The 26,139-nt window shown below is 61.6% G+C and carries 28 protein-coding genes; 12 read left to right on the forward strand and 16 right to left on the reverse strand.

Annotated elements, in window-relative coordinates:
- Window positions 1-129 precede the first annotated feature (129 nt).
- Genes ACFRFQ_RS04935 through hsaA form a run of 4 tightly spaced genes read right to left on the reverse strand, consistent with a single transcriptional unit; the run spans window position 130 to window position 3,375 of the window.
- Window positions 130-468, reverse strand: a complete 339-nt coding sequence (locus ACFRFQ_RS04935) for an SRPBCC domain-containing protein (RefSeq protein WP_378653803.1) — start codon at window positions 466-468, stop codon at window positions 130-132.
- A complete protein-coding gene (locus ACFRFQ_RS04940; RefSeq protein WP_378653806.1) occupies window positions 461-811 on the reverse strand; it encodes an ArsR/SmtB family transcription factor in 351 nt (116 codons plus the stop codon). The genes ACFRFQ_RS04935 and ACFRFQ_RS04940 overlap by 8 nt, the downstream gene beginning before the upstream one ends.
- A 56-nt stretch (window positions 812-867) precedes the next feature.
- Window positions 868-2,163 (reverse strand): glutamine synthetase, encoded by a 1,296-nt coding sequence (locus tag ACFRFQ_RS04945; protein ID WP_378653808.1) that lies wholly within the window; start codon window positions 2,161-2,163, stop codon window positions 868-870.
- 45 nt (window positions 2,164-2,208) lie between these two features.
- Window positions 2,209-3,375 carry a 3-hydroxy-9,10-secoandrosta-1,3,5(10)-triene-9,17-dione monooxygenase oxygenase subunit gene (gene hsaA, locus ACFRFQ_RS04950; RefSeq protein WP_378653811.1) on the reverse strand — a complete coding sequence of 389 codons (1,167 nt, stop codon included), beginning with the start codon at window positions 3,373-3,375 and terminating at the stop codon, window positions 2,209-2,211.
- Window positions 3,376-3,614: 239 nt separating this feature from the next.
- Between hsaA and ACFRFQ_RS04955 the strand changes: the two genes are divergently transcribed.
- The 4 genes from ACFRFQ_RS04955 to ACFRFQ_RS04970 are packed head-to-tail and all read left to right on the forward strand — an operon-like array spanning window position 3,615 to window position 6,381.
- On the forward strand, window positions 3,615-4,778 hold the full coding sequence (locus ACFRFQ_RS04955; RefSeq protein WP_378653813.1) for a Rieske 2Fe-2S domain-containing protein: 1,164 nt from the start codon (window positions 3,615-3,617) through the stop codon (window positions 4,776-4,778).
- On the forward strand, window positions 4,756-5,052 hold the full coding sequence (locus ACFRFQ_RS04960) for a hypothetical protein (protein ID WP_378653816.1): 297 nt from the start codon (window positions 4,756-4,758) through the stop codon (window positions 5,050-5,052). The genes ACFRFQ_RS04955 and ACFRFQ_RS04960 overlap by 23 nt, the downstream gene beginning before the upstream one ends.
- A 30-nt stretch (window positions 5,053-5,082) precedes the next feature.
- On the forward strand, window positions 5,083-5,871 hold the full coding sequence (locus ACFRFQ_RS04965; protein ID WP_378653819.1) for an SDR family NAD(P)-dependent oxidoreductase: 789 nt from the start codon (window positions 5,083-5,085) through the stop codon (window positions 5,869-5,871).
- 51 nt (window positions 5,872-5,922) lie between these two features.
- Window positions 5,923-6,381 (forward strand): nuclear transport factor 2 family protein, encoded by a 459-nt coding sequence (locus tag ACFRFQ_RS04970; RefSeq protein ID WP_378653822.1) that lies wholly within the window; start codon window positions 5,923-5,925, stop codon window positions 6,379-6,381.
- Between the two features lies 1 nt (window position 6,382).
- Here ACFRFQ_RS04970 and ACFRFQ_RS04975 read toward each other — a convergent pair whose 3' ends face one another.
- From ACFRFQ_RS04975 to ACFRFQ_RS04995, 5 genes are all read right to left on the reverse strand, one after another.
- The gene (locus ACFRFQ_RS04975; protein ID WP_378653825.1) at window positions 6,383-7,177 is read right to left on the reverse strand and encodes an SDR family NAD(P)-dependent oxidoreductase; all 795 of its coding nucleotides are present in this window, start codon (window positions 7,175-7,177) and stop codon (window positions 6,383-6,385) included.
- A 172-nt stretch (window positions 7,178-7,349) separates the two neighbouring features.
- On the reverse strand, window positions 7,350-8,294 hold the full coding sequence (locus tag ACFRFQ_RS04980; protein ID WP_378653828.1) for a TauD/TfdA dioxygenase family protein: 945 nt from the start codon (window positions 8,292-8,294) through the stop codon (window positions 7,350-7,352).
- Window positions 8,295-8,373: 79 nt separating this feature from the next.
- Window positions 8,374-9,894, reverse strand: coding sequence for an AMP-binding protein (locus ACFRFQ_RS04985; RefSeq protein ID WP_378653833.1), 1,521 nt, complete (start codon window positions 9,892-9,894; stop codon window positions 8,374-8,376).
- A gap of 34 nt (window positions 9,895-9,928) precedes the next feature.
- Window positions 9,929-11,050, reverse strand: a complete 1,122-nt coding sequence (locus ACFRFQ_RS04990; RefSeq protein ID WP_378653836.1) for a DUF5938 domain-containing protein — start codon at window positions 11,048-11,050, stop codon at window positions 9,929-9,931.
- Between the two features lie 50 nt (window positions 11,051-11,100).
- Complete coding sequence (locus ACFRFQ_RS04995; protein ID WP_378653838.1) at window positions 11,101-11,904, reverse strand: SDR family NAD(P)-dependent oxidoreductase; 804 nt, start codon at window positions 11,902-11,904, stop codon at window positions 11,101-11,103.
- 189 nt (window positions 11,905-12,093) lie between these two features.
- Here ACFRFQ_RS04995 and ACFRFQ_RS05000 point away from each other — a divergent pair, with 189 nt between their 5' ends.
- Window positions 12,094-12,801 carry a TetR/AcrR family transcriptional regulator gene (locus ACFRFQ_RS05000; RefSeq protein WP_378653841.1) on the forward strand — a complete coding sequence of 236 codons (708 nt, stop codon included), beginning with the start codon at window positions 12,094-12,096 and terminating at the stop codon, window positions 12,799-12,801.
- On the opposite strand, the gene ACFRFQ_RS05005 is transcribed toward ACFRFQ_RS05000, so the two are convergent.
- Entirely contained in the window at window positions 12,798-13,421 is a 624-nt protein-coding gene (locus ACFRFQ_RS05005) for a TetR/AcrR family transcriptional regulator (protein WP_378653844.1), read from the reverse strand. The two genes, ACFRFQ_RS05000 and ACFRFQ_RS05005, sit on opposite strands and share 4 nt — an antisense overlap.
- Window positions 13,422-13,493: 72 nt before the next feature.
- On the opposite strand from ACFRFQ_RS05005, the gene ACFRFQ_RS05010 reads away from it, so the two are divergent.
- From ACFRFQ_RS05010 to ACFRFQ_RS05020, 3 genes are all read left to right on the forward strand, one after another.
- Window positions 13,494-14,255: an enoyl-CoA hydratase-related protein gene (locus ACFRFQ_RS05010; RefSeq protein WP_378653846.1), complete on the forward strand. Its 762-nt coding sequence runs from the start codon at window positions 13,494-13,496 to the stop codon at window positions 14,253-14,255.
- Window positions 14,256-14,498: 243 nt separating this feature from the next.
- Complete coding sequence (locus ACFRFQ_RS05015; RefSeq protein ID WP_138870467.1) at window positions 14,499-15,014, forward strand: OsmC family protein; 516 nt, start codon at window positions 14,499-14,501, stop codon at window positions 15,012-15,014.
- Between the two features lie 36 nt (window positions 15,015-15,050).
- Window positions 15,051-16,364, forward strand: coding sequence for a bifunctional o-acetylhomoserine/o-acetylserine sulfhydrylase (locus tag ACFRFQ_RS05020; RefSeq protein WP_378653850.1), 1,314 nt, complete (start codon window positions 15,051-15,053; stop codon window positions 16,362-16,364).
- Between the two features lie 64 nt (window positions 16,365-16,428).
- Here ACFRFQ_RS05020 and bphC read toward each other — a convergent pair whose 3' ends face one another.
- The 4 genes from bphC to ACFRFQ_RS05040 all read right to left on the reverse strand — a co-directional run bounded on the left by bphC (window position 16,429) and on the right by ACFRFQ_RS05040 (window position 20,736).
- Complete coding sequence (gene bphC, locus ACFRFQ_RS05025) at window positions 16,429-17,349, reverse strand: biphenyl-2,3-diol 1,2-dioxygenase (protein ID WP_378653853.1); 921 nt, start codon at window positions 17,347-17,349, stop codon at window positions 16,429-16,431.
- Between the two features lie 35 nt (window positions 17,350-17,384).
- A complete protein-coding gene (locus ACFRFQ_RS05030; RefSeq protein WP_378653856.1) occupies window positions 17,385-18,563 on the reverse strand; it encodes an acyl-CoA dehydrogenase family protein in 1,179 nt (392 codons plus the stop codon).
- Window positions 18,564-18,878: 315 nt separating this feature from the next.
- Window positions 18,879-19,751: an alpha/beta fold hydrolase gene (locus ACFRFQ_RS05035; protein WP_378653859.1), complete on the reverse strand. Its 873-nt coding sequence runs from the start codon at window positions 19,749-19,751 to the stop codon at window positions 18,879-18,881.
- A 76-nt stretch (window positions 19,752-19,827) separates the two neighbouring features.
- Window positions 19,828-20,736 carry an IclR family transcriptional regulator gene (locus ACFRFQ_RS05040; protein WP_378653862.1) on the reverse strand — a complete coding sequence of 303 codons (909 nt, stop codon included), beginning with the start codon at window positions 20,734-20,736 and terminating at the stop codon, window positions 19,828-19,830.
- Between the two features lie 138 nt (window positions 20,737-20,874).
- Between ACFRFQ_RS05040 and ACFRFQ_RS05045 the strand changes: the two genes are divergently transcribed.
- Together ACFRFQ_RS05045 and ACFRFQ_RS05050 are read left to right on the forward strand one after the other, a co-directional pair.
- On the forward strand, window positions 20,875-21,744 hold the full coding sequence (locus ACFRFQ_RS05045; protein ID WP_378653864.1) for an LLM class F420-dependent oxidoreductase: 870 nt from the start codon (window positions 20,875-20,877) through the stop codon (window positions 21,742-21,744).
- A 31-nt stretch (window positions 21,745-21,775) separates the two neighbouring features.
- Window positions 21,776-22,285: a nuclear transport factor 2 family protein gene (locus tag ACFRFQ_RS05050; RefSeq protein ID WP_378653867.1), complete on the forward strand. Its 510-nt coding sequence runs from the start codon at window positions 21,776-21,778 to the stop codon at window positions 22,283-22,285.
- A gap of 63 nt (window positions 22,286-22,348) precedes the next feature.
- Here ACFRFQ_RS05050 and ACFRFQ_RS05055 read toward each other — a convergent pair whose 3' ends face one another.
- Both ACFRFQ_RS05055 and ACFRFQ_RS05060 read right to left on the reverse strand, forming a co-directional pair.
- Window positions 22,349-23,932 (reverse strand): acyl-CoA synthetase, encoded by a 1,584-nt coding sequence (locus ACFRFQ_RS05055; RefSeq protein WP_378653870.1) that lies wholly within the window; start codon window positions 23,930-23,932, stop codon window positions 22,349-22,351.
- 70 nt (window positions 23,933-24,002) lie between these two features.
- Window positions 24,003-24,155, reverse strand: coding sequence for a hypothetical protein (locus ACFRFQ_RS05060; RefSeq protein WP_378653873.1), 153 nt, complete (start codon window positions 24,153-24,155; stop codon window positions 24,003-24,005).
- A gap of 258 nt (window positions 24,156-24,413) precedes the next feature.
- Here ACFRFQ_RS05060 and ACFRFQ_RS05065 point away from each other — a divergent pair, with 258 nt between their 5' ends.
- Together ACFRFQ_RS05065 and ACFRFQ_RS05070 are read left to right on the forward strand one after the other, a co-directional pair.
- Window positions 24,414-25,352 (forward strand): 3-oxoacyl-ACP reductase, encoded by a 939-nt coding sequence (locus ACFRFQ_RS05065; RefSeq protein WP_378653875.1) that lies wholly within the window; start codon window positions 24,414-24,416, stop codon window positions 25,350-25,352.
- A gap of 29 nt (window positions 25,353-25,381) precedes the next feature.
- Window positions 25,382-26,125, forward strand: coding sequence for an SDR family NAD(P)-dependent oxidoreductase (locus ACFRFQ_RS05070; RefSeq protein ID WP_378653877.1), 744 nt, complete (start codon window positions 25,382-25,384; stop codon window positions 26,123-26,125).
- Window positions 26,126-26,139: the final 14 nt, after the last annotated feature.

Raw genomic sequence — 26,139 nt, forward strand, 5'->3', positions numbered from 1 at the left:
TGATTTACGACTATTGAGTCATCGCTCCTCGAAAATGTCGAAGGCCTCGTTCCAACCGTCGTACACGTTCCCGTCGCCCTTGAACCCGGGGATCCCAACAAGATGGAAGGTCATTTCCGTCTTGTTCCCTCACTCCACCAACGTGACCGTTATGCGGGGCGCACTCTCGACAGAATCCTCCGGACTCCCCCAGGTGAAGACCAGTCTCTCCGGCTTCTCGACTTCCAGATACGTTCCACCGGTGGGATATTCGGCACCGTCATCGTCGTTGATCATCAAGTAGCTGTATGTTCCACCGACGCGTGGGTCGATGTCTACGTGCTCGCGAGGGCTACTCACACCACGCGGATGCCACCAGCGGGCCGCCTCGTCCGGGTCTGTCCAGGCGCGCCAAAGCTGTTCACGCGGTGCGTCGAAGATTCGGATGATGGTGAATTCTGCGGTCTGATCGACATTGTGCTCACTCATTGCCCTTCTCCTTCTTCGTTTCATGCGTCTTCAATTCACGGAGCCGCTCGTCGAGAAGATCGAACCGCTCGTTCCAGCCGCGACGGTGTTCGTCGACCCACACAGCAGCATCGTTCAGACCTTCGGCGCGAAGCGTGCAGGTGCGCCATTGCGCAGTGGCTGTCCGTTCGATCAACCCGGCCTTCTCGAGGACCCTCAGATGCTGCGATATCGCCGGCCGACTCATCTCGAATGGCTCGGCCAACTCCCCCACCGTCATAGAACCGCTGGTCAAGCGTGACAACATTGCACGCCGGGTGGGATCTGCCAATGCCCCGAACACCGCGTCGAGCTCGCTAGTCATTTAAGCAACTCCTTAATTAAGGAATAACTTAAATTTAGAACGTCCGGCACGCCCCGTCAAGCGCTCCAGGCGTATCGCAATCGCTCGACGAGCGCCGACTCGTCCAACCCCGAGCACCGGGAATGTTCGAGTTCTTTCACTGAAACCACTGCATCGATGATCGCGCTCCCGATGGCGCTCTTCGCAACAGTCGAGCGACGCAGTCGGTGCAGCATTTCGCCCATCTCCGTCGGCATGCGCGTGATCGAACAGGCCGCCCGCTCCACCTCGCTCAGACCGGACGGATTGACATTCACTTCCGGCGGCAGTGCTAGAGCGCCGGCAATACCTGCGTGCATGGCACCAAGAATGACCGCGGTAGCGAGATACGGATTTGCGGAGGAATCCATCACCTTCACTTCGACGTTGGCGCCGTGCGGATTCCCGATGGATTCGGCGCAGAATCGGACTGCAGCCTCGCGGTTTTCGTGACCCCAACAGATAAAGGCACCAGACCAGGTATCTGGCTGCAACCGCAACCCGGACAACGGCGACGACGCTAATACCGCGCCCAGGTCTGCGAGGTGAGCCAGTAGGCCACCCACCGCAGATGCGCCTGCTTCCGTCATCCCGTAATCCCGTTTCCCACCGGAGAAGATCGGTTCACTGGACCGAGTCAACGAAATATGCTGATGTGCGCCGTTTCCCGAGCCTCCCACGACAGGCATCGGAGAAAACGACGCAGCCATTCCATGCGATCGGGCAGTGCGGCAGATCAGAATTCGGGCGACGATCACGCTGTCGGCCGCTTCGAGCGGCGAGTCGGGTGCAAGAGAGATCTCGAACTGCCCCGGACCGTACTCCGCGTGAAATTGCTCGATATTCAGTTGGGCGCGTTCGGCATTCACCAACAGATCCCTGACAAACTGCTCCTGTGCAAGCGCCGCCCCGAGTCCGTAGGCAGACCATTGTTCGGCCACATCCCCACCGAAGAGTGTGAACTCGATTTCGTGGCCCACCCGGGCTTCGAGATTGTCATGCGCAAGCGCCTTGACTGTGCGTCGCAGTGCTGTTCGACTGCACACCGCCGATACCGATCCGTCCAACTCGTGCAGTGTCGCAGGTGCCCACGACACATCGTCACCCACGGCGCGCAGATCCGCTTCCGTGATCCTCAGGCGAAGATCACCCACCGCGGAAAGCTCTTCGGTGAAGGCGAGGGCGTCGTCGGCACAGAACACACTCCAACTGGGCGACGCGCCCATCCCACTGTTGACAAAAACGTCAACCCTGTTCGCGGGCACCACTTTCGCTCGCGAAACACCGGCCAGGTCGACAATCGACCCGATGATCAGTTCGGAGGTGTGCCTCACAGGGCGGAGGTTACCCCGCAACCTGACGTTGTGAACCCGCGGCAGTCAGATCAAATTGTCTTCGACCGGTAAACCGAACGCTGCCCGCCCGTACAGCGCCAGCGCCCGCTCCGGTTCGTTTGCCACATGCACGCTGCCGGCGTGAACGTCCCGCCAGGCCCGCTCGATCGGATTGCCCCGCGACAGCGAGTTCCCGCCTGCCGTCTTGAACAGCATGTCGATAGCTTCAACCGAACGCTCCGTAGCCCGTACCTGGTCACGCCGCGCACGCAGTCGCATCGAGAGCGGCAGTTCCTTACCGGCCACGGCGAGTTCGTACATCTCTCGTATGTTTCGATCCATCTGCAGAATCGCCGCATCGATCTCCGAAGACGCCCGCGCCACCGCCACCTGAGCGAACTGGTCCTCGCTGAACCGTCCACCGCCCAGACTGAGCCGAACGCGCTCACGCATGACCTCTAGGTAGCCCTCGTAACAACCGGCGACAATACCGACGCACGGTGCTGCCACTGTCGACGTGAAGATGCTTCCGAACGGCAATTTGTACAGCGGACCGGTGTTGACGGCCTGGCCTGGCCCCTGCAAGTGAGCCGTCTCGTAGTTGCGCTTCAGTCGGTGCTCCGGGACAAATGCCTTTTTGACGATTATCTCGTTGCTCGCCGTTCCACGCATGCCCACAACGTCCCAGACGTCGCGGATCTCGTAGTCCGAACGCGGCACCAACACAGTCATGAAGTCGACCGGACGCCCGTCCATTCCTACGACCATCGCGCCCAGCAAAGCCCAGGTTGCATGCTCGCACCCTGAGGAAAAGCCCCAGTTTCCGGACAGTTCGTAGCCGCCCTCTACCGCCGTCAACCGCCCGACCGGCGCGTAAGCAGAGGAGACGAGCGTCGTCTGATCCTTACCCCAGACGTCCGCCTGCGCCTGATCTTCGAACAAAGCCAAATGCCACGGGTGAACGCCCACCACGGACGCGACCCACCCCGTCGAGCCACACGCGGCGGAGATCGCGCGGATCACTTCGTAGAACTGGACCGGATCACTCTCGGCGCCGCCGTAACGCTTCGGCTGCAACATCGCGAACACACCCGCGTCGGAAAGCTCCCGAATCGTTCGATCCGATATCTTCCTGGAGTCGTCCACCTTCTGAGCTCGCTCGGCAATCTTGGGAAGCAGATCGCGAACGGTGCTCAGAACCTTGTTGACCATGGGAAGACACTCCTTGCACCGATCGACGGAAACCGGATCGGCAGATAGACATAGCGGCTGCCCCGTCACGATATCGTCTTCCGCTGTTCCGGTGACCGGACATCCCGAAGGCCGGGACGGATGCCATCTTCGAGTCAGTCACACGCCGGTCCCGCCCAGTGAGACGATCCGCGGGGTGTCCTTCACAGCTCGCTTAGCGTCGTATTTCGACACTGACCCTGGAAAGGACGGGACTCATCGTGACGATCAATCAGTCCGACAACGACGAGATTCGCGAGATCCAAGCTGGAACCGCACCGACTCGCTTTGCACGTGGATGGCACTGCATTGGACTCACGGAGTCCTTCAAGGACGGCGAGCCGCACTCCATCGAGGCGTTCGGCACCAAGCTCGTCGTCTTCGCCGACAGTGAAGGCAACGTCAAGATCCTCGACGCGTACTGCCGTCACATGGGTGGCGACCTGAGCCAGGGCACCGTCAAGGGCGACGCCATTGCCTGTCCGTTCCACGATTGGCGTTGGGGCGGCAACGGCAAGTGCCAGAAGATTCCGTACGCACGTCGCGTTCCCCCGCTCGCCAAGACGCGTGCCTGGCAGACCCTCGACCAGGACGGCATGCTCTTCGTCTGGCACGACCCCGAGGGCAACCCGCCGACGGACGACGTAGCCATCCCCCGCATCGAAGGCGCGCTCAGCGACGAGTGGAGCGACTGGGTCTGGTACACCACCACCGTCGACACCAACTGCCGCGAAATCGTCGACAACATCGTCGACATGGCGCACTTTTTCTACGTGCACTACTCCTTCCCGACGTACTTCAAGAACGTCTTCGAGGGGCACGCCGCGACGCAGTACATGCGCGGCGTCGCTCGCTCGGACATGCGTCCGCACGCAGCGGGTACCCCGAAGATGGTCGGCAGCAACTCCGTCGCCACGTACTTCGGCCCGTCGTTCATGGTCGACGACCTGACCTACGAGTACGAGGACTACAACGTCGACTCCGTGCTCATCAACTGCCACTACCCGGTCAGCGCGGACAAGTTCGTGCTTCAGTACGGCATCATCGTCAAGAAGTCGGATCGTTTCCAGGGTGAAGCTGCCGACGCGATGGCCGCGAACTTCGGCACGTTCATCGCCAAGGGCTTCGAGCAGGACGTCGAGATCTGGAAGAACAAGACTCGCATCGAGAACCCGCTCCTGTGCGAAGAGGACGGCCCGGTCTACCAGCTCCGCCGCTGGTACGAGCAGTTCTACGTCGACGTCGCGGACATCGCTCCCGAGATGACCGAGCGCTTCGAATTCGAACTCGACACCGCGCGCCCCGTCGCTGCTTGGCAGAAGGAAGTCGAAGACAACCTCGCTGCGAAGAAGGCAGAAGAAGATGCAGCCTCTTCAGTGCGCTGAGTGCAAGGCGCAGGTCCTGGTCCAGAAGAACAGTTGGGAACACACCACCGTTCAGTGGACCGACGAGGCCCGCGCGAAGTGCCTCGAAATTGCCGACGACCGTGAATTCGGCCGACGCGAGGGGCGCCCCGGCGCTCCTCGCAAGGAGTGCGGTGCGCTGATCGCCTCCATCGTGAACGCTGCAACGGCCGGCAAGCTCGAGATCCTCAACGACGAGCCGGTACCCAAGCCGATCGTCGACGACAGCGAGCCGGTACCGGCGCCGTTCCACTAGTCAAGCCAACATCTTTCGAAGAAGGTAGTAATGATCGATCCTCAGTACTACGGCCCGTGGGCAGTGATCGCCGGCGGTTCCGAAGGTGTCGGCTCGGGGTTCGCCGACGAGCTCAGCAAGATCGGCATCAATCTGGTGCTCATTGCCCGCAAGCCGGGTCCGCTCGAGGAAACCGCAGCCAAGGCACGCGCCAATGGCGTCGAAGTACGCACTCTCGCACTGGATCTGCTTGTTCCCGACGCGCTCGATCAGATCAAGGCCGTCACCGACGACGTCGAGGTGGGCTTGCTCATCTTCAACGCCGGCGCCAACAGCTACGGCCACGAGTTCGTCACCGGCGATCTGAAAGGCTTTGCCGGAGTCATCGAACTGAACATCAACAAGCAACTCGAACTCTCGCACCACTTCGGCGGTTTGATGAAGGATCGCGGACGCGGCGGCATCATGCTGCTCGGTTCGCTGGCCGGATTCATGGGCTCCGAGCACCAGAGCATCTACGCGGCGTCCAAGGCATTCGGACGCATCTTCGCCGAGAGCCTGTGGCTCGAGCTTCAGCCGTACGGCGTTCACGTCGTCGAGTTCATTCTCGGTGTCACACGCACACCGGCCATGATTCGTGCCGGCCTCAACTTCGACATCCCGGGCATGAACGTCGCGGAGCCCGAAGATGTTGCACGCGAAGGCCTCGAGCACCTTGCCGACGGCCCGATCTGGGTTGCCGCCGGAAACTACGAGGGTGCTCAGAAGCGCAGCGGCTTCCCCCGCGACAAGATGGTCAAGGGCGCTGCCGAAGCGATGCGTAAGCTGCTCAACCGCTGACAGGTGCTGTGCGCCTTTGTTAACCCCCCGACGTTAAGAAAGGCGCACAGCATGAGCGTCGACATCACCACTCTTCTCGACGAACGCGAGATCACCCGCTCCATCTTCGAGTTCGCCAGGGCCATGGACGCCCGCGACTGGGATGAAATCCACCGAATCATGACACCGGACGCCACCGCCGAACTGGGCACCGGAACTCTTCGTGGACCCTCCGAGGTCGTGGCCTCCATCCGCTCGTTCCTCGACGACTGCGGCCCCACCCAACATCTGATCGGCAATGTGCTGGTCGAGGTCGTCGGCGATCTTGCCACCAGCCGTGCGTATGTCAGCGACATGCATGTGGGCACCGGGAGCAAAGCTCATCTGAACTTCTACACCCTCGGCGACTATCACGATTCGTGGGCCCGGGTAGACGGAACCTGGCGAATGACGCACCGTACCAAGCATTCCCACGCCAGTCAGGGTTCCATCGAGGTTCTGGGCACCGGCCCCAGCGGTTGGCGACGGTAACTCAGCCCAGCATCGCGGATCGTCCGGTTGCGAGGGGACTCTTGCTGGTGAGTCCCCCGTCGACCACCAAGGTCTGCCCCGTCATGTAGCGGGATTCGTCCGACGCCAGGAAGACCATGGCATGAGCAATATCTTCCGGTTGCCCGAGGTAGGGCAGTGCATTTGCCTGCTTCATTCCTTCGATGACGTCGGCCGGGATGTTGTTCACCAACGCCGGCGTCAGAATTGCACCGGGGGCCACGCCGTTGCACCGGATGTTTTCCGGTCCGTACTGAACAGCAATGTACTGGGTCAGTCGGATCACCGCAGCCTTGGCCGCTCCGTAGGCCGACTGCAAGGAGTCGCCGATCAATCCACCGACAGAGGCGGTGTTGATGATCGATCCACCACCCGCTTCGATCATGTGCGGAATCGCCAGACGCGACGCAACCACAGTGCTGCGAGCGTTGAGCGCCATCACGCGATCCCACTCGTCCAAGTCCAACCGCAGCAGGTCGAGGTCTTTGCGCGGGTTGCTTCCACCCACGTGATTACACAGGACATTGACGCCACCGAATTCGGATACCGCTCGTTCGATCATTGCAGCAACGGCTTCTTCGTCCATGACATTGACGCCGAAACCTACTGCGGTACCGCCCAACTCACGAATGGAGGCGGCAGCTTCCTCCGCGTGTGACGCGTCGAGATCGGCAACCAGAACCTTCGCTCCTTCGGCTGCCATGAACCCGGCAGCAGCGCGGCCAATTCCGCTGGCTGCCCCCGTGATCACGACGTTCTTACCTTCGAGCCTGTTCATCTTCGCTCACTTTCGGGGCATCGCCTACGTCCGGATCTCACACGCCCGGCGACTACCCAATCACTACCAGTGAACGCCTGATCACCAACTCCCTTCAACTTTCTTGAATGAACTCACAAGTACGTGACGACGGTCCGTACACCTGCTACATCTGCGGCACTGTCTCTCCGAACTACCGGACGCCCAGCGGTCGGTCTCCGACGATCGAGATCCGGTCCATCACACGACGGGCCGGAAAGTAATCACTCGACGCATAGTGCTGACACGTCCGATTATCCCAGAAGGCAACGGTATTCGACTCCCACTTCAACCGGACCTGAAATTCCGGACGATTGACGTGCCGGTACAGCAGGGTGAGAAGTTCGTTCGACTCCTCTTGCGAAACCCCGACGATCCGTTGCGTGAAGGTCATGTTCACGAACAGGACTCGCCTGCCGCTCTCGGGAATGACTCGCACAACCGGATGCTGCACCGGCGGGAATTTGGGACGCAGCATTTCCACCGCGTCGGCCGGCATCGACTTTCCGAACGCATTGATCCAATCATGCTCGGCTTCAAGGTGTTCGATACGATCTTTGATGTCCTGCGGCAAGAGGTCGTAGGCCGCAGCAGTATCAGCCCATAACGTGTCGCCTCCAACTTCCGGCACCTCGACGGCCCGAAGAACTGCCGCAAAAGACGGATGCTCGTGCCACGTCACATCGTTGTGCCAGTTGTTCTCGACGCCCCCGACCATTGCATCCTTGGCCAGCGTCGTGACGTCGATGTCGGTCTGACCTGGCTGGGTGTACTTGAAGAACGGATGCTGCTCCAGCGAACCCCAGCGTTCCGCGAAGGCGCGATGCTCTGCACGGTCGATATCCTGATCCCGGAAGAACAGCACCTTCCACTCGAGCAAGGCGCGGCGCAGTTCGGCCATGACTTCCTCGGACAGGTCGCCGCTCAGTCTCAGTCCCGAGATTTCCGCACCGATGGTAGGCGTGTGCGCCTTGACCGCAAAATGGATATACGGCTGCGGTGCAACCGTTTCCGGATTCCGGTTTGCCACCAACGGGCCATAAGCAGCCAGTGGGTCCGTCGGGATCGGAAAGATCATGGTGGGAAACAGGACGGCCATCTTCAGACTCCTTCGAGTGCAGCGACAGTGAACCAGATCACCATCAACGTTAAGGATCATCCCTTAACCTGTCAATGCCTCATCCCAGCAGCACGCCCTTGATCTCGTTCTTGAGAACCTTTCCCACTTTCGATCGCGGCAGATCTTCCCAGACGAGGACTTCTTTCGGCGTCTTCACGCTTCCGATGCGAGCCTTCACGAAGGCCATGACCTCTACTCCGTCGATGACCGCTCCCTGATGCGGTTGCACGACGGCTACAACCCGCTCACCCCATTTGTCGTCCGGCAGACCGATCACCCCGCAGTCCTGAATTCCCGGATAGGCCATGAGTGCCTGCTCGACCTCCACCGAATAGACGTTGAATCCGCCGGTGATGATCATGTCCTTTGCACGGTCCACGATGAACAGGAAGTTGTCCTCGTCCAGATATCCGATATCACCAGTGTGATGCCACCCGTGTGCCGACGCTTCGGCGCTGGCTTCCGGATTCTTGAAGTACCCCGCCATCACCAGCGAACTGCGAATTACGACCTCTCCACGTTCTCCGCACCCGAGTAGTTGGCCCTTGTCGTTCATGATCCCGACGGTAACCAGCGGCGACGGGCGCCCGGCGGAGGACAGTCGCTCGGTGGCGATTGCCCCATCCGGGCCGAAATGATCTTTCGGTGCCATCGTCGAGATCATCATCGGCGCTTCGCTTTGTCCGAACAGTTGCGCCATGACCGGCCCGATCTTGGTGATTGCCTCCGCGAGCCTGGTCGGCGAGATGGGCGCAGCGCCGTACCAGAAGCATTGCAGCGAGCCAAGATCCGTGGCCGCCAGATCGGGATGCTCTAGCAGCATGTAGATGAGCGTCGGCGGCAGGAATGTGTGCGTGACTTTGTGTTTCTGTACGTTCTCCAAGAAGGCACCGAGATCTGGTTTCGGCATGATGACAATTTCCCCGCCCAACGCCATAATCGGAAAGCAGAGAACCCCGGCTGCGTGTGTCAACGGCGCCAACGCCAGATACACCGGACGCCCCTCGAAGGGGTAGCTCATCAAAGTGATCGCTGTCATCGTCTCGATATTGTGGCCGGTCAGCATCACACCCTTGGGACGCCCGGTGGTGCCTCCGGTCCCGACGAGCATGGTCACGTCGTCGGGCGGCGCCGCCTCCGATTCTTCGGCACCGAGCCAATTTTCGAGGGACGGTGCCCAGTCGGTCTCACCGTCGATGCAGACCAGCGTCACCAATTTCGGCAGCGCCTCCCTGATCGAGTCGACAAGAGGCGCATACGATTTCTGGAAGAACAGGGCACGGGTATCGAACAGATCCAACAGGTCTCGGTTTTCCGCAGCTTCGTTGCGCGGATTGATCGGGCACCACACCGCTCCCGCCCGGCTGATACCGAAGACGCACGAAAACGAGGTCGGATCATTGCCGGACAAAATGGCTACCTTGTCTCCCGGGGCAATTCCCGAGGCCCCAAGCGATGCGGCGAACCGGCGACTGAACTGTTGAACGTCGCCGTAGGTGAGCGTGCACTCCCCCATCGTCAGACATGGCGCGGTGGAACCGAGAGAGGCTCCCTTGTCGAGATAGTCGGTCAAACGCATAGCGGGAGCCTCTCCGGCAGAATCGGGTGGTGGTCTAGGTGTTGACGGTAATTTCGGGTTCCAGCGCCAACCCGAAGCTACGCAACGCACCCAACAGTTCGCGGTGGCCGAAGGCCTGGCACGCCGACGCCAATCCGACGCGCTTGGGCGGCTGCTGCAACAGCGAGTGCGCCGCATATGCCTGCAACAGGCCCGTCTGCTTGTAGTTGCAGTTGCCGTGGATCACGACATGGGCACGGCCGAGCGGACCGGACGCGTATACCGAGTCCATCGACGTGTTGATGCGCGGGTTTTCGCGCGGCGGCATGCCTGCCTGCACCGAACCGGCGATTTCCGCCAGCGCCGCCTCCTGCTGATCCGCGGGCAACGTCTTGATCTGCTCTTCCACCATCTTCTGTGTGGCAACAACGCCTTCCATCACAGAGCGGTCGAACACGCCACCCGCGGCCTTGACGTTGGATACGCGCGGGTCGTTCTTGAACCACACCGGATGGCAGGTTCCACCCCACGGCAGGGCCAGTGCCGTCTCGTGCTGCCCCGGAACAACAACGTCGAAGGTTGAACCGGGCGCCCACTGCACGTACTTGTTCTGCTCGAGGTAGTACCAGTTGGCTTTGAGGATCGTGAAGATGGTCTGAGTGGATGCGTAGGTGGGAAATCCCTTCCACAGCACCAGAATATCGAGGGTGTCGAGTCCCGGATTCTCCAGCGCGATGTTGGCGGCAATCTCACCGGTCGTGTACATCTGCGCAATACCGGGTGAGAGCAACAGGCCCTTCTCCTGGTACTTGTCGCCGAACTTCTCTTGGACGTCGAGAACCCAGTCCTGCTCGCCGGTGGTGTCCATGTAGTGGCAGCCGGCGTTGAGCGCCGCCTCTACTACGGTGCCGCCCAACTTGATGAACGGGCCAACCATGTTGCTGACTACCTGTGCGCCGGTGAACAGTTCGGTCAATGCTTCCACCGTGTGCTCCACCTCGACCACTTCGTGATCAACAGTGTCGAGGCCGGGAATCTTGTCGAGCACTTCTTGGATGCGTGCGGCATCTCGGCCGGCGGCGATGAACGGAATGTTGAATTCCCGCAGGTATTCACACACGAGGCGTCCCGTGTACCCGGAAACGCCGTAGACGACGACTGGCTTCTTGTCAGACATGGTGGTTGAACCTTTCGAAGTTGGGGTCGAGCTGAAAATGACTGTGTGGGTTACATACCCATGCCGCCGTCGACGGGCAGGCCGATACCGGTAATGAAGCGTGCAGCATCCGAGGACAGGAAGACGACGGCGTCCGCCATGTCGTTCACTTCACCGAGACGTCCGAGCGGTGTGAGGCCGATGACGTCGCCCACGGCCGCCTCCGCACTGGGCCACAAACCGAGCTTCTCCATGTCCGACGCGAGACCCAGACCCATCTCTGTCGCGACAAGCCCCGGATAAACGCAGTTCACGCGTACGCCGTAGCCGAGCTTGCCGGACTCCGTCGCAGCAACGCGAGTGAAACGGTCGACGGCGGATTTGGTGGCCGAGTATCCACTGATTCCGGGAAACGGGATCGTCGCGGCAACCGACGAGATGTTGATGATGGACCCGCCGCCACCCGCTATCCCACCAGGCCGCATGCTGCGCAAACCGTGTTTGGTGCCGAGAGCGGTGCCGAGAATGTTCACCTCGCACATCCGTCGGATGTCATCCGCGTCCAGGTCCACCACCAGTGAAGAGATTTCAATGCCCGCATTGTTGACGAGAATGTCGAACCCGCCCAGGGTCTCCGCGGTGGCAGTGACCGCGTCAGCCCAATTGGCGTCGTCGGTGACGTCGAGCCTGACGAAGCCGGTCTTGGCTCCGCCGGAACCGACGGCTTCCGCGGTTGCCCGGCCCTCGTCTTCGAGAACGTCGCCGATCATCACCGACGCTCCCGCCTGTGCCAACGCTTCCGCCATTCCAGCACCGAGACCCTTGGCGCCGCCCGTGACCAGCGCTTTTCGTCCCTCGAGATCAAACACGCTCATTTTTCACTGCCTCCATGACTGAAATGAATCTCGCGATGCCACCGTTCACAGCGACGCTGCCAAGTGGCGTGAGTCACATAGTATTCAACTTTGGACGAGTGTCAAGAGAAATCTTGACGACTGTCAAGATTTTGTTACACGCTCGTCAAAGAGCAGGGACTACACTGTGTCCAGCAGCCGGTCATACTGATGGAACAATTCGCAGGAACAGGACGTAACGCCGTGACTACCACCGTCGAGAATGCAAGTGGGACAACTAAAAAGGGTTCCCCGAGCAATGCCGACAAGGTCTCACGTCGGCAGGTCGACAAGTTCTCCGAACGACGCGATCAGTTGGCCGAAGCGGCGTTGCAAACGCTCGCCGAACTCGGCTACGCGCGTACGAGCCTGCGCGAAATCGCTCAGAACTCCGAGTTTTCCCACGGCGTCCTGCACTACTACTTCAGCGACAAGGTCGACCTCATCACGCACTGCGTGCGCCACTACAAGGCACGCTGCGTCACCCGCTACGACGGCATAGTCTCCACCGCGCAGACACCCGCAGAGCTGCGGGCCGGATTCGGGGCCATCCTGGCCGAGACCATGCTCAACGAGGCGACGATGCACCGGCTCTGGTACGACCTGCGGGCACAGTCTCTGTTCGAGGACTCTTTCCGCGCAGACGTAGCCGCAATCGATGCAAGCCTCGAAAGCATGATCTGGCGCATCGTCAGCCGCTACGCAGAACTCCTCGACACCGAACCCACCATCACGCCTTCCGCTATGTACGGAGTTTTCGACGGCCTGTTCCAACAGAGTCTGCTTCGTCATTTCTCCGGCGACGAGAGCGCCGCTACGTATCTGTCCGACACTGTGCAGTCGATACTCTTACAGGTGGTGCCCACTCCGCACGCCTAACGGACTGCGATGCTTTCCGCGACAAACCTTGCGCCACGGTCGAATTCGACAAGCACGTCGAATTCGGCATCCTGACGCCAGAATCTGACCAGCGTGCCGTAGACGCCACCGATCATCTGCGCCAGGAACAACGGTGGATAGTCGGTTCGAACTTCACCGGCATCGAGACCGGCAGCGACAATGCGCAGCAGTTCCACGTGAAACCGCTTGTCGTGGGAGGCTCCCGCACCGGACGCGGCAAAGTCGCGTTCCAATTCCGTTGTCACCATACGTAAATAGCGTGGATGCTTCACCGACTGCAGTGCAAAATCCTCGAAAAGTTTGACGATTCGGTCCGTCGTGGACATCGGTGCCCCCATCAGCTTGTCCACCATGGACGCAAGCTGATCCAGATGGTCGCTGTGCAGCGCTTCGAGAACCGCATCCTTGCCCTGGAAATAGTTGAAGAACGTGGCCCGCGAAACTTCTGCCCGCTCAGCGATGTCTTCGACGGTAGTGCTGGCAAATCCCTGTGCCGAGAAGAGAACACGAGAGGCGGACAGCAACCGATCATTGGTGTCACGCTTGTTCTGTTCACGTTTGGAAACCACGTCTTTGGAAACTGTGTCTCTGGAAACCACGCGGACTCGCCTCCTCAGCGCTGGGCCGTGCAATCAGCGTACGGAAGAATTTAGATGGACTACAGTCCAATTATGTCGACTGTAACCACTGAACGCCAGGGCAAGGTACTCGTCATTCGGATCGAACGCGAAGAACGACGTAACGCGATCAACCGCGAAACCGCCGAAGGCATCGAATCCGCCCTCGATCTCCTCGACGACGATCCCCAGCTGTGGGTCGGCATCATCACCGGCACGAACACTGTCTTCAGCGCCGGCACCGACATCCGTGAGCGTGCCGACCTTCGGATGCCGCGTGGTGGCGAATACGGCATCATCCGGCGGCAACGCACCACACCGTTGATTGCAGCAGTCGAGGGATACGCACTGGGCGGCGGATTCGAAATCGCCTTGGCCTGCGACCTTGTTGTTGCCTCTCGCACAGCACAATTCGGCCTTCCTGAGACCCGCCGCGGGCTGGTCGCCACGTCGGGCGCCCTGTTCCGGGCGCCACGCGCCTTACCCCTCAACGTTGCTCGTGAACTGCTGATTACCGGCCGCACACTCGATCCCGAGCGCGCCCTGAACCTGGGCGTCGTCAATTCGGTGACCGAACCGGGCAAGGCACTCGAAGAAGCCCTGACCATGGCGTCGCAAATCTGCGAATCCTCCCCCACCTCCGTAAGCCTGACCTTGAAGTCGGTGAATGCCCTGTACACAGAAGATGATTCGCAGGGCTGGGAAGTCACCGACACGGCGCGCGATCACATCCTGGCGTCACCGGACATCGCCGAAGGACTCGACGCATTTGCCAACCGCCGAGTGCCCCGCTGGAACAACGTCCCGAGCGCGTGAGCTACCAGCATTCGGGACAGATTCCCTATAGGGCTGGTGGGAAAGGTTGCCAGGCGGTTACAGTCACTGGCGTGATGGGATTCGGCGCATATACGACACGCACGCTGCTGACGCGGCGTCGCCATGTCGATTTTGCGCACGTCTGTACCTCTGGGTGTCCGATCTTCTGATCGGACCTACTTCCGCGGTCACCGCCCGCGGAAGGTATTCGTATGCTCACCCAGATCAGGGGATCTTTCTGTCATGACCACCGCTTCCGTTTCACACCTGAGTTCCGTTGTCGCCGCGAACGCTGACGCGATCGGCAAGGATTCCGGCAAGGCTCACGTCGTCTTCAAGGCGTCGGCGCAAGCCCACGATGCTGTCGCCAGCACAGTTACGCTCGGCAAATACAGCGTCGAGGTCGACGAACCGCCGGCCCTCGGAGGCGAGAACACGGCCGCCAATCCGGTCGAGTACTACCTCGCGTCACTTCTGTCCTGCCAGGTAGTGACCTACCGAGTCTGGGCAGACAAGCTCGGTATCGCGCTCGACGACATCTCCGCCCGCGCCGAGGGCGACCTCGACGTGCGCGGCTTCTTCGGATTCGACGACGCTGTCCGCCCCGGCTTTTCCGAGGTTCGTGTTGTCGTCACACTGACCGGCCCGGAATCGCGTGAGCGCTACCTGGAGTTGCAGGAGACGGTCGACGCTCATTGCCCCGTGCTTGATCTCACCCGCAATCCCGTCCCAGTGCATACAGTCGTCGAAACTGCCTGACCCGCATCAATCACCTTCACTACGGAGTATGAATTCATGAGCGAGAACACCCCAGCCCCGACGGATCCGACCGCCAACTGGTCGTTCGAAACCAAGCAGGTCCACGCCGGACAGGGCCCGGACAGCGCCACCAATGCCCGGGCACTGCCGATCTACCAGACCACCAGCTACGTCTTCGACAGCACGGACCACGCTGCTGCACTCTTCGGCCTCGCCGAACCCGGCAACATCTACACCCGCATCATGAACCCGACGCAGGACGCCGTCGAACAGCGCATCGCCGCCCTCGAAGGCGGAGTCGCAGCGCTGCTGGTCGCATCCGGTCAGGCAGCGGAGAGCTTCGCGATCCTCAACCTCGCCGAAGCCGGTGACCACATCGTCTCGAGCCCGCGCCTGTACGGCGGTACGTACAACCTTTTCCACTACACGCTGCCCAAGCTCGGTATCACCGTCGACTTCGTCGAAGATCCGGACAACCTCGAGCATTGGCGTGAAGCCATCCGTCCGAACACCAAGGCGTTCTACGGGGAAACCATCTCCAACCCCAAGAACGACGTGCTCGACATCCCGGGCATCAGCGCGATCGCCCATGAGAACGGCATCCCGCTGATCGTGGACAACACGGTCGCAACTCCATACCTCATCCAGCCCTTGAAGCACGGCGCCGACATCGTCGTCCACTCAGCCACCAAATACCTTGGCGGACACGGCACCGCGATCGCCGGCGTCATCGTCGACGGCGGAACCTTCGACTGGACCCAGGGACGCCACACCAACTTCACCACCCCGGATCCCAGCTACCACGGCGTCACCTTCGCCGACCTCGGCGCACCCGCCTACGCCCTCAAGGCCCGCGTACAGCTCCTGCGCGACCTCGGTTCGGCAATCGCACCGTTCAACGCGTTCCTGATCTCGCAAGGCATCGAAACATTGAGCCTGCGTATCGAGCGCCACGTGTCCAACGCGCAGAAGGTTGCCGAGTTCCTCGACGGCCGCGCCGAGGTGACATCGGTCGCCTACGCGGGACTGCCGTCATCCCCGTGGCACGAGCGCGGAAAGCAGCTGGCACCCAAGGGCACCGGCGCGATCGTGGCGTTCGAGCTGGCAGGCGGGGTCGACGCGGGCAAGAAGTTCGTCAACGCCCTGACACTGCACAGCCACGTCGCCAATATCGGTGACGTCCGCTCACTTGTCATCCACCCCGCGTCGACGACACACTCGCAGCTCACTCCCGAAGAGCAGCTCGCTTCCGGAGTCACTCCAGGACTCGTCCGACTCGCGGTCGGAATCGAAGGAATCGACGATATCCTCGCCGACCTCGAAATCGGTTTGGCTGCAGCAGCTTCCTGATCACTGACAACAAAAGGGCTCGGCCCCGACATGAAAGTCGGGGCCGAGCCTTTTGCCTGTGGAACTAGCTCTTGGGCGTGAAGGCCGCAAGCGGTTCGCTTGCCGACCAGTCATGACCCCAGTAGCTGTCCGCTGTGATTTCCTCAGCGGTGTAGAACGTTTCGTCGACCAGCATTCCCTCGCAACCGAACTCGAGGTCCCATCCACCGGGTGCGCGCACGTAGAACGACACCATCTTGTCGTTCGTGTGGCGTCCCAGGGTCGAAGAGATCGTGAAGCCGAGCTTGGCAACACGATCGAGTGCCTGACCAACGGAGTCGAGGGTCTCGGCCTCCATCATCAGGTGCACCAGACCGGGCTCGTCCACCGGCGGGGCCGGGCACAGGGCCAGGCTGTGGTGACGCTGGTTGACGCCCATGAACCGGACACGGCGAGCCGGCGGCGGGGCATCGATACCGCCGAGGCGGATGGAGCCGCGCGGCAGGAAGCCGAGAACCTCGGTGTAGAAGGTGTGCGCTTCGTCGAAACGCGTAACCGGGAGCACGACGTGACCGAGCCCCTGATCGCCGGTGACAAAGCGTCCACCGTGCGGGGTGACCAGCGGGCTGTGGTCGAGAACCGGTCCGAAGAAGACCTCGACACGGTTGCCGTTGGGATCGTCGAATGCGATGACCTGCTCGGCGTCGCGGTAGCTGGCGTCGGCCTCGGAGAGGATCTCGACCTCGACGCCGGCCTTCTCGACAGCTTCGCGAACACGCTGAAGAGCGAACTGATCGCGCACTTCCCAGCCCACTGCGAGCGCCTTGTCCGACTCACCCGGAAGGACGATCAGTCGCGAGCGACGCTCGTCCAGGCGGAGGTAGAGGCCGTCGGGTTCCGGGCCACTACCGACCGCGAGTCCGAGTCCGTCAACCACGAGCTCGCGCCAGCGAGCCACGTCCTGCGTTTGGATCCTGAGATATCCCAAGCCCCGAATTTCAGTCATGCCTAACCGTCCTTGAATCGAAAATGTTTGTGGGACTAGATCATCGAGCGGTGGATACCCTGCGGCTCGCCACCGAGCTGAGTCAGGGTCGACGCGTGGAAGATCGATCCGGGCACGTGGATGGCGTGCGAGAGACCCGCATGGGCGTCACGCCAGAATCGCTGCATCGGGGTGCTGAGCTGAAGTGCCCCGCCACCCGAACGCGCGAAGATCTCGTCCACTGCGCGCACCGCACGCCACGCAGCAGCCGTCTGCGTGCGTCGGCCGATGGAACGAAGCTCGAACGATACTTCCTGACCCTTTTCGGTCATGTCCCAGAAACGGTCGACCGTCTCGAGGATCGCCGCACGAGAAGCAGCGATCTCTGCAGCGGCCTCGCCGATGGCAAAGAGAACGTACGGATCTTCCTTGATCGGGACACCGCTGACCGTGACGCGCTCACGCTGGGCTGCGATGTTGCAGGCCAAAGCACCTTCGGCGATACCGATCAGTGAGGACGTGATGCCGAGCGGGAAGATGCAGGAGAACGGGAACTTGTACAGGGTCTCCGTGCGGCCGGCTTCCTTCCATGCGCTGCCGTCGTACACCTTGGAAGCGTCGATGGTGCGGTAGCCGGGGAGGAAAGCGTCCTTGACGATGAGGTCCTTGGAGCCGGTGCCTCGCAGGCCGACGACGTTCCAGCTGTCCTGATCGATGTCGTAATCGCTGCGCGGAAGCAGGACGTGAAGGTGCTTCGGCGGCATGAGGGGCTTGCCCTCGGCGTCACCGACCATCGCACCGATCATGACCCAGTCACAGTGATCCGTTCCCGAGGAGAAAGACCAGCGACCGTTGAGGATGTAGCCACCGTCGACGGGACGGGCAACGCCCATCGGTGCGTACGGGGAAGCCATCCAGGTGTCAGGGTTCTCGCCCCAGACCTCTTCCTGAGCCTTCTTGTCGAAGAACGCAAGCTCCCACGGGTGGACGCCGACGATGCCGCTGACCCAGCCGGTTGCGCCGTCCATCGCGCCGATAGCCATTGCCGTCTCGGCGAACTCACGCGGGTGCGATTCCAGCCCACCGAATTCCTTGGGCTGGAACATGCGGATGACGCCGGAATCACGAAGGCGCTTCGCGTTGCCGTCCGACAGCTGCATGAGCTTGTCGCCCTCGACGCCGCCGGCGCGGATCTCGTCGGCGAACTGAGAGATGTTGTCTAGAACCTGTCCCATGGTTTTCTCGGCTTTCTGGTTTCGGTACCCGGCGAATGCCTAGGCAGACTTCTTCGCGGCGAGTCCAAGCGCGATGTAGATCAACTGGTCTTCCTGCCCACCAACAACCTTGCGGCGGAAAACTCGTTGCGTATCACTGAGCATCGCGTCCTCCTGGAAGATCTGGCGAGGTGAAAATCTGTTGGTGAAACCGTGGCAGGTGCGGCTCGGTAGTGCAGAAATGCTTCCCGGTGAGTGGGAGCAGCCCGTGCGCCTTTGTGAGGGCCTGCCGGAAAGGCGCACGGGGCTAGTCGACCTTCACTGTGGCGACTGTCTTCAGCTGTCGGTTTCCGGGCGGGTGAGGAAGGCAAGAACGGCCGAGACCCACGCGTCGCGGGCTTCGATCATCGTCCAGTGACCGCACTTGGGGAAGATGTGTACTTCACCGTTGGGGATGTCGCGCATCGGCAGAATCGCCATGTCGACTGGGCTGACGCGGTCATCACGCCCCCAGGTGAGCAGTGTCGGAGCCTTGATCTTGTTCAGCTGTGCCCAGTACGGGACGGCCGTCGATGTAGCGGCGGCGGCGCCCATGGCAGCCATGGCCTTGCTGCTGTACATACGACGCGCGATCTCGAGGGTCGTCGGCTCGGTGGCGAGCGCCCAACGCTCTTCGATGAGCTGCTCGGTGACCACGGCGGGGTCGTAGACCATCGACTGCAGCCAGCGGATCAGGCCCTCGCGGGTGGGGTTGTCGGTGAATTCCATGAGGAGCTTGATGCCCTCACCGGGGCCGGGCGAGAAGGTGTTCTTGCCCATGCCGCCGATGGTGACGAGCTTGCTGACGCGGTGCGGTTCGTCGATCGCGACCTTGGTGGCAACGATGCCGCCCATGGAGTTGCCGATCAGGTGGACGGGACCGAGGCCCAGTCCGTCGAGGAACGCGCTGACCGAAGCCTGAGCCATCATCATCGGGTGGCCGTCGCCGGGGTCGCTGACGCCGAAGCCGGGGAACTCGAGCACGTAGCAGTGGAAGTGCTTGGCGAAGTCCGCGAGAACGCCGCGGTAGTTGCGCCAACCGGTGACTCCGGGGCCCGATCCGTGCAGCAGCACCAGCGGCGGACCGTCTCCGGCCTCGTGATAGCGGAGCACACCGAGATCGGTCTGCAGCTCTTTCAGAGTGTCCTCGTAACTCAGTTCAGTCGTCATACTCCGAACGGTGCCACCACCACCGCTGAGCTGCTACGAATCGTCCCGATCAGCGAGACAGAAAGGGCAGGAAAGCTCAGATCCACTGCTCGGTGGACGCCGCCAGAAGACGGTCCATCGTGTCTGCCGAGAAGGTGTTGGTCGGGATCGGAGGAGCCTTGCGGCCACGGCGCGGCGCACCCAGTTCGGGGTACAGCGACCGCGAGACCTCACGGGCCGCGTCGACTACCAACGGGGCAACTCGCTCGAGTTGAGCGGTCCGCATGTCGCCACACAGCGCGATGCTGCCGACAGGGCCTTCATGCCCACGAATCGCCGCTGCCACACACGCCAGACCGCGAGCGGATTCACCGCGCTCGAAGGCCAAGCCTCGACGCTGACGGATGCGGTTGAGTTCCTGATGCAAAATGCCGATCTCCGCGATGGTGTTCTCGGTACAGCGCGGAAGAGTCGCGCCGAACAAAGCGTCGACGCGCTCGGGATCGATCCACGCGAGCATTGCCTTGCCACCCGCGGTGGAGTGCGCCAGAACCCTGCCACCGACACGTGACGGGAGCGCAGCGGCAAAACGGCCGCCGACCTTGTCGAGGTAGACGCTTTCGCGGCCGTCGAGCACAGAAAGGTGCACAACCATTCCGGTCTGCAGATGCAGTTCGTGCAGAAGGGGCGCAGCAGCTTCACGAATCTGGCTGTGGCCACCGTCGCCGCCACCGAGGCCGAGCGCCCGCCGTCCGAGGCAGTAACCGAACGATGCATGGTCGACCCAGTCGAGCTTCACGAGCTGATCGAGAATGCGATGAACGGTGGAGCGCGGCAACTGCGTGCGGCACGCCACCTCTTCCAGGGTGAGCCGTGCTGCGCGTCCGTCGAAGGCGTCGAGAATCAGCGTCATCCGTTCGACCATCGACGGCGGCAGGTCCTTTTTGACCTGTGCACTGGTCGGCTGAGTAGTGGTCATGGTGTCGTTGATTTCAACGATGGTCATTGACGCCTCCCGGAAACTGGAATTGATTCTAGTGACTATAACCTAGGTCACAGTATCTGGAAAGCCGATCCGGCAATCTCATCCCGATCAGCGGAAATTTCGGTGTCACGACAGGTCTTCCACAGCTATAAACACTCGATGCACCTCGGACTTGTCACACCGGTACTGATCCAGCACCCCAGCACCCGATCAGACTGGGAAGCCATGGCCGAAATCGACGAGGTCGCACAGATCGCCGAAACTGCCGATCGCCTCGGTTTTCACCATCTGACCTGCAGTGAACATATCGCAGTTCCCGCCGAAATCGCCGAAGAACGCGGTGGAACCTACTGGGATCCGCTGGCAACTCTCGGATATCTTGCAGCCCGAACACGCACAATTCGGCTCGCAACCCAGGTGCTCGTACTGGGATACCACCACCCGCTGGAGATCGCGAAGCGATACGGAACGCTGGATCGAGTCAGCAACGGCCGACTTGTCCTGGGCCTCGGAGTCGGAACGCTGAAAGAAGAATTCGATCTCATAAACGCTCCGTTCACCGATCGTGGCGCTCGCGCCGACGACGCCATTGCAGCGCTACGCACCTCGCTCTCCACTCCGCTCCCGGAGTACCACGGCGAGTTCTACGACTACTCGGGATTTGTCGTCGAGCCCCACGCCGTCCAGCCGCGCGTGCCACTGTGGATCGGCGGCCGCACCAAGCGCTCACTGCGCCGAGCGCTGACCCACGGCGACGGTTGGGTGCCCTTCGGACTGCGCCTCTCGGAACTTGCCGACATGCTCGCGGCAGCGCCGCTCCCCGAGAACTTCGACGTCGTCCTGTCCACCGGCGCTGCCTTCGATCCGCTCGGCGACCCGGAACGCGTCGTCCGCTCACTCACCCGGCTCCGCGACGCCGGTGCCACCATCGCCAGCACGTCGATCAGCGCGTCGAGCGCAGATCACTTCGGTGAACAACTCGAAGAGCTTCACCGCCTCGCCCTCGCCGAGGGCGTCGATTTCACCTGATCGATCCACTTCGTCTACGTAAGGAATGCCGATGACCGACGCCACCGCACTGAGCGACTCTCTTGCCCTGGTCGAATCACTGATTGCCCGGGTCGAACTGCTCGAAGACAAGTTGGCGATCACCGAACTGCTCACCGCGTACAGCCCCGCCGTCGACAGCGGGTCCGCCGACGAGGTCGCAAATCTGTGGCTCGAGGACGGCGTCTACGACGTCGACACGGGAGCAATGCACGGCCACGGCGAACTGCGCGCCATGGTGCGCAGCGCCTCTCATCAGAACTGGATCATGAACGGTGCGGCGCACATGATGACGCCGGCACATATCCGCATCGACGGCAACAAAGCCGTCGCCACCTGCCATTCGCAGCTCGTGATCAAGGATCCCGAGAACCCGTCCGGATTCAAGGTTCTTCGCATCACCGCGAACCGGTGGGAACTGGTCAAGAACGACGGCGTCTGGAAGGTCGAATTGCGTACGAATGCGCTCCTCGACGGTCGTCCCGAAGCCCGCGCCCTCCTGGCCGCCGGGGTGGTGAAGTAGCTTTCAGCTCGGCCCGGAAGTCATCCAGCGCGCCCCTCACAAAACGCGCTGGATGACTTCGAGCTAGTTAGCTTCTGCCAAAGTTGCCTTGGCCCAACGGTAGTCAGCCTTGCCACTGGGAGAACGCCGGATTTCCGACACACTCACGACGGTACGAGGCACCTTGTACCGAGCGACCTGCGACGCGCAATGCTCACCGATTTCGGCGAGGTTCGGAACGTCGAAACCTTCACGGGTGGTGATGACCGCAGCCACGCGCTCGCCGAACTTCTCGTCCGGCACACCCGCGACCAGAGCGTCGAGAACCGCGGGATGGCTCTTGAGTGCCTGCTCGACCTCTTCGGGGTAGACCTTCTCGCCACCGGTGTTGATGCACTGAGAACCGCGGCCCAGCAGAACGATCGAGCCGTCGGCTTCCACGCGGCCGATGTCGCCGAGCACAGACATCCGAACACCGTCGATGACGGGGAACGTAGCTGCCGTCTTCACGGGATCGTTGAAGTAACCGACCGGAACGTGACCGGAACGGGCAATGTACCCGGTATCCGGTGAACCGGGCTCGAGCGGACGCATCCGCTCGTCGACAACACGAGTCTCGTCGCGAGCAGCGATCCGCATCAAGCCGTCCGGGCCGATCTCGAGGTTGCCGTCGACGCCGGACTCGGACGAACCGAAACCGTCACGGATGATCAGGTTCGGAATAATCGACTTCAACTGCTCACGCAGGGAAAGCGAGAACAACGCTCCGCCGGACGAGACCATACCCACCGTACCGAGGTCGTACTCCGCGGCGTTCGTAGCCAATTCGTCGGCGAGCGGGCGTGCCATCGCGTCTCCGACGACGGTGATGGAGACTGCCTTTTCGCTTCCGGCAAGCTGCAGCGTCTTCTTCGCGTCGAATCGTGCCATCAGAATTGCGTTGGCGCCCATGAAGAATCCGGTGAACAGCGAGTACGACGCTGCGCCGTGCATCAGCGGGGCCGTGCTGAGCATGTTCATCGCGGGGACGTGCGGCACTGCGGCGTACAGATCTTCGGCCTTGACATGCGGCGGACCGAACGGGTTTCCACCGGTGAGCGCGGCGAAGTAGAAGTCCTCGTGACGCCACATGACACCCTTGGGCATACCCGTGGTGCCGCCGGTGTAAATGACAAACAGATCGTCTTCGCTACGTGGCCCGAAGTCCCGCTTGGCCGACTGCGCCTGCGTTGCAACGTCGTAACTGATGCTGTCGACGCCGTCAAAGTCCGCTTCACCAACGACGACAACATGCTTGACGCCCGGAGTTGTCGGCAGGATCGACGAAACGGTGTCGGCAAACTCCTCGTCGACGATGAGCGCGACCGACATGGAATCGTTGTAGAGGTACGTCAGCTCGGCATCGACATAGCGGTAGTTGACGTTGATCGGCACTGCGCGAATCTTGAGGCAGCCCAACAAGCTTTCGACATACTCGATGCTGTTGCGCATGTGCAGCGCAACGTGATCTCCCGGTCCGACGCCCACACTCGCCAGGTGATGGGCGATGCGGTTGGAGCCTTCGTCGAGTTCCGCGTAGGTCCGTCGACGCCCGTCGCACACAAGTGCCGTGCGATCCGAGTTCAAGTCCGTTACACCCTCGTACAGATCTGCCAAATTCAGTGACACTGTTGGTGCCTTCCGTTATTTCAGGTGCGACCGGTCCGGTCCGGCCGCATCTATTGGTACTTCGAGTGCGTCATCCGCCGATCCGACGCCCCAACATCGATGCCAGGAGCTGCGCAGATCCTCCTGTTGTTCCACCCGATGCAGCCAGAGCGGATCCTGCTTTGAGGATCTCCGACGATTGGCTGGGGCGTAGATGCTTCCGAGCAGGCGAGTCGTTGAACATGGGGTGCTCCGGGCAGAGTTGGCGGTGACGCAAGTGCGTGCGCGCCCTGTCGGCGCGTAGCCACAAGGTGGCATGTCCAGCTCGTGACCTACATCACCGCTCCCACTGACCGGGACTGTAGTGTTCTGGCTCGCATTTCTGATCAAAACTAGAACTAATTCTGATTTTGACTTTGCTAGTTTTGCGGAATTTACCCCAAGATAGCTTCAACAAATTAGAATGAATACTAATTTCTGACCCGGATCGAAGGAGCACGACATGACGCAATCACTGAGCTTGGAAGGCAAAGTAGCCGCAGTCACCGGTGCCGGCGCCGGACTCGGCCGCGCAGAGGCACTCGGCCTCGCAGCAGCCGGCGCAGCCGTCATCGTCAACGACATGGGCCCCGCGGCCAATGACGTGGTCGACGAGATCAAGGCCGCAGGCGGACAAGCCATCGCCATCACCGGCGACGTCTCCGACTGGTCGCTCGGCGCGCGCTTCGTCGAGGAAGGCGTCAAGAACTTCGGCTCCTTCGACATCCTCGTCAACAACGCAGGCATCCTGCGCGACAAGATGATCTTCAACCTGACCGAATCCGACTGGGACGACGTCATCCGCGTGCACCTCAAGGGCCATGCCGCAACCTCCCATGCAGCCGCAGTGCACTGGCGCGCCGCCAGCAAGGCAGCCGACGCCCCCGTCTACGGCCGCATCATCAACACATCCTCCGAAGCCTTCCTCTTCGGCAGTGCCGGACAGCCCAACTACTCGGCAGCCAAGGCCGGCATCACGGCTCTGACGCTCTCCAGCGCAGCCGGCCTCTCCCGTTACGGCGTCCGCAGCAACGCAATCTGCCCGCGTGCCCGGACGGCCATGACTGCAGGTGCATTCGGCGAGAACAACACCGGCGTCACCGGCCTCGATCCGCTTGCACCCGAGCGTGTTGCCACGCTGGTCAGCTACCTGGCTTCGCCCGCTTCGGACGAGATCAACGGACAGGTCTTTGTCGTATACGGCAAGATGGTGGCGCTGATGGAAGCACCGAAGGTCGAGAACCGTTTCGACGCAGCCGGATCCGCGTTCACCGTCGAAGAGCTCGGTGGTCAGCTCACGTCGTACTTCTCGGGTCGTGGACCCTACGAGAACTACGCCGCCTACAGCGTCGCCGGCCTCGAGAAGATCGCACTCGCAGTCGACGAGACCGCAACCGTATAAGCAGCATTCACAGAAGAAGGAGCGTTTTCATGAGGTTGAACGGCAAGGTAGCGATTGTCACCGGCGGCGCCGGTGGTATCGGTCGCGCGATTACCCGAGTCTTTGCCCGTGAAGGCGCGAAGGTCCTGTTCGTCGACATCAACGACGAACAGGGCCAGGCCCTCGAGCAGGAACTGGCCGGATCCGGGAAGTTCCTCAACGTCGACCTTGCTGCCGCAGGTTCGGCCGAGCAGATCCGTGACGCCGCACTCGCGGCGTTCGGCAAGCTCGACATCCTGGTCAACAACGCTCACGCGTCCCGTCAGGCGCCGTTGCTGGAAACCACGCAGGACATGTTCGATCTGTCCTTCAACACCGGCTTCTACCCCGTTGTCCACCTGATGCAGGCATGCCACGACGAACTTGCGAAGACCAAGGGTTCGGTCATCAACTTCGCGTCCGGTTCCGGCTTGGACGGTATGCCCACCCAGACCTCGTACGCAGCGGCCAAGGAAGCGGTGCGCGGCCTGACCCGCGTCGTCGCCAACGAGTGGGCGCCGGAAGGCATTCGAGTCAACGTGGTCTGCCCGTTTGCCGCCACCGAAGGCGTCGTCAAGTGGCAGGAGGCCTTTCCTGAGCGCGCAGCGGCATCGGTCGCCAAGGTGCCTCTCGGCCGCATCGGTGACCCCGAAACCGACATCGCTCCCGTCGTAGTGTTCCTCGCGAGCGAGGATTCCAAGTACATGACGGGCCAGACATTGATGGCGGACGGCGGCAGCATCAAGCTCCGCTGAACACCCGCTCTTCT

This window comes from Rhodococcus sp. NPDC056743 (assembly GCF_042790355.1).
Taxonomy (GTDB): Bacteria; Actinomycetota; Actinomycetes; order Mycobacteriales; family Mycobacteriaceae; genus Rhodococcus_F.

What these genes read in the sequence shown, in the direction of transcription:
- ACFRFQ_RS05015 (WP_138870467.1), top strand. Translation starts at nt 14,499, where the DNA reads ATGACCACCGCTTCCGTTTCACACCTGAGTTCCGTTGTCGCCGCGAAC.
- ACFRFQ_RS05035 (WP_378653859.1), bottom strand. Translation starts at nt 19,751, where the DNA reads ATGACGACTGAACTGAGTTACGAGGACACTCTGAAAGAGCTGCAGACC.
- ACFRFQ_RS04940 (WP_378653806.1), bottom strand. Translation starts at nt 811, where the DNA reads ATGACTAGCGAGCTCGACGCGGTGTTCGGGGCATTGGCAGATCCCACC.
- ACFRFQ_RS05065 (WP_378653875.1), top strand. Translation starts at nt 24,414, where the DNA reads ATGACGCAATCACTGAGCTTGGAAGGCAAAGTAGCCGCAGTCACCGGT.
- hsaA (WP_378653811.1), bottom strand. Translation starts at nt 3,375, where the DNA reads ATGGTCAACAAGGTTCTGAGCACCGTTCGCGATCTGCTTCCCAAGATT.
- ACFRFQ_RS04975 (WP_378653825.1), bottom strand. Translation starts at nt 7,177, where the DNA reads ATGAACAGGCTCGAAGGTAAGAACGTCGTGATCACGGGGGCAGCCAGC.
- ACFRFQ_RS04960 (WP_378653816.1), top strand. Translation starts at nt 4,756, where the DNA reads ATGCAGCCTCTTCAGTGCGCTGAGTGCAAGGCGCAGGTCCTGGTCCAG.
- ACFRFQ_RS05045 (WP_378653864.1), top strand. Translation starts at nt 20,875, where the DNA reads ATGCACCTCGGACTTGTCACACCGGTACTGATCCAGCACCCCAGCACC.
- ACFRFQ_RS05000 (WP_378653841.1), top strand. Translation starts at nt 12,094, where the DNA reads ATGGAACAATTCGCAGGAACAGGACGTAACGCCGTGACTACCACCGTC.
- ACFRFQ_RS04990 (WP_378653836.1), bottom strand. Translation starts at nt 11,050, where the DNA reads ATGTCTGACAAGAAGCCAGTCGTCGTCTACGGCGTTTCCGGGTACACG.
- ACFRFQ_RS04965 (WP_378653819.1), top strand. Translation starts at nt 5,083, where the DNA reads ATGATCGATCCTCAGTACTACGGCCCGTGGGCAGTGATCGCCGGCGGT.
- ACFRFQ_RS05030 (WP_378653856.1), bottom strand. Translation starts at nt 18,563, where the DNA reads ATGGGACAGGTTCTAGACAACATCTCTCAGTTCGCCGACGAGATCCGC.
- ACFRFQ_RS05040 (WP_378653862.1), bottom strand. Translation starts at nt 20,736, where the DNA reads ATGACCATCGTTGAAATCAACGACACCATGACCACTACTCAGCCGACC.
- ACFRFQ_RS05070 (WP_378653877.1), top strand. Translation starts at nt 25,382, where the DNA reads ATGAGGTTGAACGGCAAGGTAGCGATTGTCACCGGCGGCGCCGGTGGT.
- ACFRFQ_RS04935 (WP_378653803.1), bottom strand. Translation starts at nt 468, where the DNA reads ATGAGTGAGCACAATGTCGATCAGACCGCAGAATTCACCATCATCCGA.
- ACFRFQ_RS04985 (WP_378653833.1), bottom strand. Translation starts at nt 9,894, where the DNA reads ATGCGTTTGACCGACTATCTCGACAAGGGAGCCTCTCTCGGTTCCACC.
- ACFRFQ_RS05060 (WP_378653873.1), bottom strand. Translation starts at nt 24,155, where the DNA reads ATGTTCAACGACTCGCCTGCTCGGAAGCATCTACGCCCCAGCCAATCG.
- ACFRFQ_RS05050 (WP_378653867.1), top strand. Translation starts at nt 21,776, where the DNA reads ATGACCGACGCCACCGCACTGAGCGACTCTCTTGCCCTGGTCGAATCA.
- ACFRFQ_RS04980 (WP_378653828.1), bottom strand. Translation starts at nt 8,294, where the DNA reads ATGGCCGTCCTGTTTCCCACCATGATCTTTCCGATCCCGACGGACCCA.
- ACFRFQ_RS05020 (WP_378653850.1), top strand. Translation starts at nt 15,051, where the DNA reads ATGAGCGAGAACACCCCAGCCCCGACGGATCCGACCGCCAACTGGTCG.
- ACFRFQ_RS04995 (WP_378653838.1), bottom strand. Translation starts at nt 11,904, where the DNA reads ATGAGCGTGTTTGATCTCGAGGGACGAAAAGCGCTGGTCACGGGCGGC.
- ACFRFQ_RS05010 (WP_378653846.1), top strand. Translation starts at nt 13,494, where the DNA reads ATGTCGACTGTAACCACTGAACGCCAGGGCAAGGTACTCGTCATTCGG.
- bphC (WP_378653853.1), bottom strand. Translation starts at nt 17,349, where the DNA reads ATGACTGAAATTCGGGGCTTGGGATATCTCAGGATCCAAACGCAGGAC.
- ACFRFQ_RS04970 (WP_378653822.1), top strand. Translation starts at nt 5,923, where the DNA reads ATGAGCGTCGACATCACCACTCTTCTCGACGAACGCGAGATCACCCGC.